At 59.1% G+C, this 7,349-nt stretch carries 8 protein-coding genes; 4 read left to right on the forward strand and 4 right to left on the reverse strand.

The genetic code is table 11. The features are described 5' to 3' along the window. Together Q4Q11_RS30105 and Q4Q11_RS30110 are read right to left on the reverse strand one after the other, a co-directional pair. Positions 1–413, reverse strand: a 413-nt coding sequence (locus Q4Q11_RS30105; RefSeq protein ID WP_498571762.1) for an alcohol dehydrogenase catalytic domain-containing protein, incomplete at its 3' end; no start/stop codon positions are given. Positions 414–462: 49 nt separating this feature from the next. Further along, complete coding sequence (locus tag Q4Q11_RS30110; RefSeq protein WP_112508707.1) at positions 463–1,296, reverse strand: apurinic/apyrimidinic endonuclease family protein; 834 nt, start codon at positions 1,294–1,296, stop codon at positions 463–465. Between the two features lie 230 nt (positions 1,297–1,526). Between Q4Q11_RS30110 and Q4Q11_RS30115 the strand changes: the two genes are divergently transcribed. Together Q4Q11_RS30115 and Q4Q11_RS30120 are read left to right on the forward strand one after the other, a co-directional pair. After that, positions 1,527–2,456 (forward strand): sugar ABC transporter substrate-binding protein, encoded by a 930-nt coding sequence (locus tag Q4Q11_RS30115; protein ID WP_498571763.1) that lies wholly within the window; start codon positions 1,527–1,529, stop codon positions 2,454–2,456. A 191-nt stretch (positions 2,457–2,647) separates the two neighbouring features. Continuing rightward, a complete protein-coding gene (locus tag Q4Q11_RS30120; protein ID WP_498571764.1) occupies positions 2,648–3,682 on the forward strand; it encodes a sterol desaturase family protein in 1,035 nt (344 codons plus the stop codon). A 181-nt stretch (positions 3,683–3,863) separates the two neighbouring features. Here the strand turns inward: Q4Q11_RS30120 and Q4Q11_RS30125 are convergent, their stop codons facing one another. Next, a complete protein-coding gene (locus Q4Q11_RS30125) occupies positions 3,864–4,901 on the reverse strand; it encodes a LacI family DNA-binding transcriptional regulator (protein WP_498571765.1) in 1,038 nt (345 codons plus the stop codon). A 178-nt stretch (positions 4,902–5,079) separates the two neighbouring features. Here Q4Q11_RS30125 and Q4Q11_RS30130 point away from each other — a divergent pair, with 178 nt between their 5' ends. Then, the gene (locus Q4Q11_RS30130; RefSeq protein ID WP_112508696.1) at positions 5,080–5,397 is read left to right on the forward strand and encodes a MocE family 2Fe-2S type ferredoxin; all 318 of its coding nucleotides are present in this window, start codon (positions 5,080–5,082) and stop codon (positions 5,395–5,397) included. Continuing rightward, positions 5,394–6,635: an NAD(P)/FAD-dependent oxidoreductase gene (locus Q4Q11_RS30135; RefSeq protein WP_498571766.1), complete on the forward strand. Its 1,242-nt coding sequence runs from the start codon at positions 5,394–5,396 to the stop codon at positions 6,633–6,635. The genes Q4Q11_RS30130 and Q4Q11_RS30135 overlap by 4 nt, the downstream gene beginning before the upstream one ends. Positions 6,636–6,680: 45 nt before the next feature. Here the strand turns inward: Q4Q11_RS30135 and Q4Q11_RS30140 are convergent, their stop codons facing one another. Then, complete coding sequence (locus tag Q4Q11_RS30140) at positions 6,681–7,343, reverse strand: HAD-IA family hydrolase (protein ID WP_498571767.1); 663 nt, start codon at positions 7,341–7,343, stop codon at positions 6,681–6,683. Positions 7,344–7,349: the final 6 nt, after the last annotated feature.

A 7,349-nucleotide genomic window follows, 5' to 3' on the forward strand; every position in this document is an offset into this window, starting at 1 on the left:
CAGCCCATATAGTGATGGATCCTGTCCTTGCCGATCGAGAAGCGCGAGGTGCCGTCCGGCATCAGGCCCTGGCCTTGCGTCGAGCGGATCGCGGTGCAAAGATTGGTCTTGCGCGACAAGCACGACGGGCATTCGCGGCATTCGGGCGTATAGAGCGGAATGACGTGGTCGCCCTTCTTGACCGAGGTTACGCCTGGTCCGACATCGACGACGATGCCGGCGCCCTCATGGCCGAGGATCGCCGGGAACAGCCCTTCCGGATCGGCACCCGAGAGCGTGAAATCATCGGTGTGGCAGATGCCGGTCGCCTTGACCTCGATCAGCACTTCGCCGGCCTTCGGCCCCTCGAGCTGAACCGTCATCACCTCGAGCGGCTTGCCCGCCGCAACCGCAACCGCTGCTCTTACGTCCATGGGAATCCTCCAAAATCAATAGCTTGTTTCTTATATTTCGTTTGATTTATCAGCTCGATATCCTTGCCCACAAATCACGTATTTCCTGCCTCATCAGCAGAGATTCCTCCCAGCGGTCGGTGCTGTCTTCGCCATCCCTGCCGGTGATCGCATACGGCTTCGGCCCGAGCTCGCAGGTGAAGGCGAGCGTTGCGTCCTTGTCGGCGCGCTTGCGCCAGCTTTTGAAACCATATTCCCACCAGCCGAGGAAAAGATCGACCCAAGGCCTGTGATGGGGGAAGGAAATTTCGATCTGCACCTGTTCGCGTGAAGCGACGCGGCCGTGAAAAGCCCAGGAACTATCCAGGATCCGGTGAATAAGCGCATGATTTTCGTCGGATACCGGCCAGGCGAATTCGCGTCCGACGAGGAAATGGGAGATATCGCCCAATAGCCGCAAATCCGGCAGCCGATCGAGGAGATCGAGCGTGAAGAATAGATCCGTCGTCATTCGGTCGCGGTGCGTCTCGATCCAGACATCGATACCGGCCTCGTCCGCCAGCCGCTGCCAGCCTTCCAGCAAGGGAATGCAGTCTTCCAGCCGCCTCAGGCGCACGTCGGGCTGTAAGCAGATATGATGGACATTGTATTCGGCGGCGATCTCGAGCACCGGCTTCAGATCGTCCACGGTCTTCGGGAAACATTGTCCCTCCGCCTGCAGGCCATGCTGCTTGAGCAGTCCAGCGACACGGCAAACGACGTTGCGATCGTACCAATGGGTGCTGATGCCGTCGAAGCCGGCGGCGGCGATCTTTTCGATATTTTCTTCCAGAGAAAGCTCCGGATATCGCGCGCTGCGCCGCTCCATGGACCAGAGCGACTGGAATATGAGCAAGTTTTGCATAGGTCCTCCCCTACCGGTGGTTTGCTCAGATCACGAAATCAAAGCCTTTGCCAGTCGCCGCGATGATGGCTTTTGATCATCAGCGCGTTTCATTGCAAAGCGGATGTATTCGCGAGCCGAGGGTCTGCGGTATGATGGTTTTTCATCAAAATACTTTCGGACGCTGATAGGGTCCATCGGTAACTCTTTCCCAAGCGGTCACTTGGGCCGCTGTTTCCTGGGAGGAGAACATGTTGAAGTTTTTGAGTGCAAGCGCGCTCGCGCTGCTGCTGTCGTCGCAGGTCCATGCCGCCGATCGGATCGGCGTTTCGATGGGCTACCTGACGACCAATTTCCAGACCCTGATCGCCAATGGCATGCAGGATTACGCGAAGACAAAAGGTCTCGACCTGCAGGTGGTGGATGCCGCCAACGACGTCAACAAGCAGCTCGATCAGGTGCGCAATTTCGCAGCCGGTGGCGTCTCGGCCATCATCGTCGATCCGGTGGATTCGGATGGCACGCCGGCCATGAGCAAGATTGCCGAGGATGCCGGCATCCCGCTGATCTACGTCAACATCCAGCCGACCGATCTTTCCACCCTCGGAAAGAAACAGGCTTTCGTCGGATCGAACGAAACCGAATCCGGCACGCTCCAGACGAAGGAAGTCTGTCGCATGCTCGGCGGCAAGGGCGAGGTCGTCGTCATGGTGGGCGACCTCAGCAGCCAGGCGGCGCGTCAGCGGACACAGGATGTTCACGATGTGCTCAAGACCGGCGACTGCACCGGCATCAAGGTGGTTCGCGAGCAGGTCGGCAACTGGAGCCGCGTCGATGGCGCCGATCTCGTTTCGAACTGGCTGACCTCCGGCCTGTCGTTCAATGCGGTCATCGCCAACAACGACGAGATGGCGCTGGGCGCGATCTCGGCGATCAAGAATTCCGGCGGTTCGACGGACAAGACGATCGTCGCCGGCATCGATGCGACGCCGGATGCGCTGCAGGCGATGAAGTCAGGCGACCTCAAGATCACCGTCTTCCAGGATGCCAAGGCACAGGGCCGTGGCGCCGTCGATACGGCAATCAAGGCGGCGAAGGGCGAGCAGATCGATAAGGAAGTCTGGATCCCATTCAAGCTGGTGACGAAGGAGAACATGGTTCAGTTCGAGAGCCTCAACTGAGCGAATAAGCGTCGCCAAAGAGGGGTATAGCCGTGGATGCAAGGGAAGGAGGGCTCTATCCCCCTTCCCGTCTCCGCCGCAGCCCGGCAGACTTCCGGTCGCCGTGAGCAAATTTCATCAAATCAATGCTGTCGTTTCCGGCCGGCACCACCGACACTGACTGCATCGTTTCATTCACTGGGAGGCACATTATGGACGACACGCTCTACGGGACGCGCGACAAGCGTGGAGACTGGAAACCCAACAAGCTTCTGCAATATCCGCCCGTCTTCATCTGGCCGGCCAAACCGATCGCGTTCCTGAAATGGGTCTTCGGCTATCCCGGCTACCTGATGCCCTGGAATGTCGTTTATGCCGGCGTTGCAATGCTGCTGTGGCTCTACGCGACGCCCTCAATGGAGACGATGAAGACTCTGGCGCCGGGCTGGATCGCCTATCTCCTTCTGCGCAACGCTGCGCTGGTCTTCCTGTTCTTTGGTGCCTTTCACCTCCGCCTTTACATGCAAAAGAAGCAGGGCACGAGCTTCAAATACAACAGCAAATGGCCGTCGAAGGATAACTCCGCCTTTCTCTTCAGCAACCAGACCGTCGACAATGTGATCTGGACCTTTGCGAGCGCCGTGCCACTCTGGACGGCCTTCGAGGTGCTGACGCTCTGGGCTTTTGCGAACGGCATCATTCCCTACGTCGATTTTGCCGAACACCCGATCTATTGCGCCGTCATCATGCTGCTGGTTCCGGCATTCCGAGATCTGCACTTCTATCTGGTGCATCGCCTGATCCACTGGCCGCCGCTCTACCATACGGTCCACAAGCTGCATCACAACAATGTCAATCCCGGTCCATGGTCCGGCCTTGCCATGCATCCGGCCGAGCATCTCTTGTATTTCTCAGGCGTTCTCATCCATTGGATCGTACCGTCCAATCCGATCCACGCCCTGTTCCACCTCACTCATGCCGCTCTTGCGCCGGCACCGGGCCATGCCGGCTTCGACAAGATCGTGATCGGCGATGAGGCTGGGATCGATACGCACGCCTATGATCACTACCTCCATCACAAGTTCTTCGAATGCAATTATGCCGATGGCGTGATCCCGCTCGACCAATGGTTCGGCACCTTCCACGACGGCTCCAAGGAGGCCGAGGATCGCATGAACAAGCGCTTCATGGAACGCGCCAAGAAATATGCCGAAAAGCAGGCTCGCCGCTCCGGCGGACCGAGCTGATACCAAGTTGAAACCGGCCGGAATTTTCTCAGCCGGTGCAACGATCTCAGGAACTTGCCAAAGGCGGCGCGTGCGCCATATGCGCCTTTGGGCTCTCCCCCCGCCACCGGTCCAACCGGCCGTCGATGGCGGGAAATCCCGGAGCCTGCGGCCCTCCTTCCGCAGGCTCCGGACTTGTCCCTTATCCGTGATTGGATGAAGGACCGATGTTTTCTGACGTATAGGTCAGGAACGGGACCGCCTCTTGACTGACGGGCACATCGATGATCCCCATTCGCGACAGGATCGTATCCAGAGCGCGCCTGGCCTGCGTTTCGGGCGCCTGATCGAGAACGAGCGTCATCAATCCCGATGCGATGAAGCGGCGCGTTTCATCGTTGAGCTCATGTCCTATCCAGACGCAATCCCTCCCCCGTTGCTCCTGAAAGCGCTGAAGCACCGAGCCCACACCGAGATTGGCGCCGCCTGCATTATAAATGCCGACAATATCCGGACAGCGCCGCAGCGCCTGCGTCATCATCTCGGCGGATTTCACGTCGTCATCCAGGCCGAACACGACCTCCGAAAATTGCAGTTCGGGGCTGCCATGGAATTCGAGATAGTCCGAAAAACCGCGAATGCGCTCCCTGTGTATCTGATAGGCCCAGCTGTGACAGACGGCGACGACGCTACCCTTGGCGTGCCTGAGCATGCGTGACATGTAAAAGCCGGCGGTTCGGCCTGCCGCGTAGTTGTCGATGCCGACGAACACGTCATCTCGGCCTGTGAGATAGGAGACGATCTGAACGACTTCGACGCCCGCGGCGCGGGCCTTTCGCAAACTCTCGCGAATTGCGGGATGATCGACGGCTGCGACGATCAGGCCGTGCCGGCGAATGCTGATATTGGCCACATGCGCTGCAAATTTTTCAGGATCGCCCTCCTCGACGAATGTTCGATGAACCGTGATCGAGCTATCCAGCGAGGCTGCAATCCGCTCGAAGGCGCGGTTGAGCCTGCTGAAGAACGGTGACTCCGGCCTGACCAGAATCACTTCGATGCGGATCGTGCCTCGATAGAGGCTCGGAATCAGTCCCTTGTAGCCCAGCCGCTTGGCCGCGAGCACCACCTTCTCCGCCGTCTGCGGCCTGACGCTGCCGCGTTCGTTGAGAACGCGCTCTACCGTCGCAAGACCGACACCTGCCTCGGCCGCGATATCCACCAGACGGGTTTTCTTCATTCCGCTCCTCCTTGATGAAAAATGATCATAATCGGCGTGGAATGTGAAGGGTTATCTCGCGCATGCTTGAACCGATCGGGAGCAGAAAACGAAGCGCGATCAAGGCGCAGCGACAACTTGCTCCCAACATCCGACAATGATTTTCGCGCCTTGCGACGATTGCAATGAGGAGAAAGAAATGACGACCTGGGTTGATGCATACGCTGCCGGTGAAATCGATCAGGAGGACGTGGTCCGCTTCGATCACGCCGGGCGAACCTTTGCGATCTATCGCAGCCCTGACGATGAATATTTTGCGACCGACGGGCTTTGCACTCACGAGAAAATCCATCTGGCCGATGGGCTTGTCATGGATGACACCATCGAGTGTCCGAAGCACAATGGCCGCTTCAGCTACAAAACCGGCGAGGCGCGCGGTGCGCCGGTCTGCATCAATCTGAAAACCTATCCGGTCAAAGTGGAAGGCGATCGCATCATGATCGGGATCGGAGCATGAGCCGCGACAAGGGTATCATCATCGTCGGCGCCGGCGAATGCGGCGCGCGCGCCGCACTGAGCCTGAGAGAGAACGGCTACCAGCGCCCCATCACTCTTATCGGCGACGAGGCCCACCTTCCTTACGAACGCCCGCCTCTGTCCAAAAAGGTTTTGCTGGACGAGGCGCTGCCCGAAATACCCGCCGTTCTTAGCGGTCTCGTGCTGAGCGAACAGGCGATCAGACATATCGGAGGCGCTTCGGCTGATGCCATCGACGCATCGGGAAAGCAGCTTATCCTTTTGGATGGCCGGGCGCTCGCCTATGACAAACTGCTGTTGACGACGGGCGCGATGCCCAGGCGATTACCGAGCGCTCCTGTCAGCGGCCGGATATTCTATCTAAGGACAATAGACGAGGCGCTGGCGCTTCGTTCCCTGATCCGGCCCGACATGCATGTCGGCGTGCTCGGCGGCGGCTTCATCGGCCTGGAAGTTGCCGCATCGGCACGAAGTCGCGGAGCGAAGGTCACGGTGATCGAGTCGCAGGAGCGCATTCTCAAGCGCGGCGTACCTGAGCCGATCGCTGAAACCATCACAGCCCTGCACCAGCGCAACGGCGTCGTCGTGAGGTGCGGCGTGGCGGTTTGCGGGATAGAAGCGGATGAACGGCGCGTCGACATCTTACTCTCCGATGGAGATGTGATTTCGGCAGATGTGCTGGTCGTCGGGATCGGGGCGCAGCCGCGCACCGAGCTTGCTACTAAAGCGGGCATTGCGATCGATAACGGCATTGCCGTCAACGAGCGCCTGGAAACATCGATTGCAGACATCTTTGCCGCCGGCGATTGCTGCTCGTTTCCGCATTCTCTTTATGGCGGTCGCCGGCTGCGCCTCGAAGCCTGGCGCAATGCACAGGATCAGGGCATTCTCGCTGCGGCCAATTTGACGGGTGCGGCTCGCGGCTATCAGGCCGTTCCGTATTTCTGGTCCGACCAGTTCGATCATACATTGCAGATCGCCGGCCTCGTCGATGAGGGACGCACGGTCGTTAGACGCGATCTCGATGACGGCGCCTTCGTTCTGTTTCATCTCGACGCGGAGCAAAGGCTGATCGCTGCCAGCGGCGTCGGCCGTGGCAACAAGGTCGCCAGGGATATCAAACTCAGCGAGATGCTGATTGCCAAGCGTGTCGTCCCGCCGATCGAGGCTTTGACGGCCGGCGTAAACCTGAAGTCTCTCTTGGCAAAGGCAGCATAAAAATTCGCTGTCTCGTCAATCCATGAGGCTGATGGGCCGCATATTTCAGAGAAGCCTTCCAGAAAGGTGCAGAGCCCCGCCTGAGCTGATGTCCACAGCGAGACGGTTGTAACTCTCGATGATCGGATGTCGGGTCGACAACGGTGTGCGGTGGGCTGCGCTGATCACAAGTACAGAAGCACCCGAGGCTTCCGCTGCCTCTATCCCCGCCGATGCGTCTTCAAAAACGAGACATTCTTCAATAGGTTGCGCCAGCATCCTTGCAGCCAGCATGAAGCAATCCGGCGCCGGCTTGCCATTCTCCACATCCTCGCCGGCGATCAGAATTTCCGGCCACGGAAGACCGGCTGCCGCAATGCGGACCTTGGCCAGCTCGCGCGGAGCTGACGTGACGATCGCCCAGCGATCCGGCGGCAGGCTTTTCAGAAAGCCGATAGCGCCTGCGATGGGTTTCACGCCGGCAACATCATCGATTTCGGCTTGTGTGAGTACCCTGACCTCTTCGGCAGGGTCGATCCCCGACAGGCCGAGACGGGTAATCGTCTCGATCGCCTTGCGGCCATGAACGGTCGCCAGCAGGGCGACAGCGTCGACTCCACGCTTTTCCGCCCATGCGGTCCAGACCCGTTCGGCGACCGCTATCGAGTTCAGGAGGGTTCCATCCATGTCGAACAGGAAAGCACCGAAGGAGCGCCCGTCAAAAGGCATCAGGAT

This window comes from Rhizobium sp. UFLA01-1127 (genome assembly GCF_059803845.1).

Excerpts from the sequence above, each read along its gene's own strand:
- Q4Q11_RS30110 (WP_112508707.1), bottom strand. The coding sequence starts at position 1,296 with ATGCAAAACTTGCTCATATTCCAGTCGCTCTGGTCCATGGAGCGGCGC.
- Q4Q11_RS30115 (WP_498571763.1), top strand. The coding sequence starts at position 1,527 with ATGTTGAAGTTTTTGAGTGCAAGCGCGCTCGCGCTGCTGCTGTCGTCG.
- Q4Q11_RS30120 (WP_498571764.1), top strand. The coding sequence starts at position 2,648 with ATGGACGACACGCTCTACGGGACGCGCGACAAGCGTGGAGACTGGAAA.
- Q4Q11_RS30125 (WP_498571765.1), bottom strand. The coding sequence starts at position 4,901 with ATGAAGAAAACCCGTCTGGTGGATATCGCGGCCGAGGCAGGTGTCGGT.
- Q4Q11_RS30130 (WP_112508696.1), top strand. The coding sequence starts at position 5,080 with ATGACGACCTGGGTTGATGCATACGCTGCCGGTGAAATCGATCAGGAG.
- Q4Q11_RS30135 (WP_498571766.1), top strand. The coding sequence starts at position 5,394 with ATGAGCCGCGACAAGGGTATCATCATCGTCGGCGCCGGCGAATGCGGC.
- Q4Q11_RS30140 (WP_498571767.1), bottom strand. The coding sequence starts at position 7,343 with ATGCCTTTTGACGGGCGCTCCTTCGGTGCTTTCCTGTTCGACATGGAT.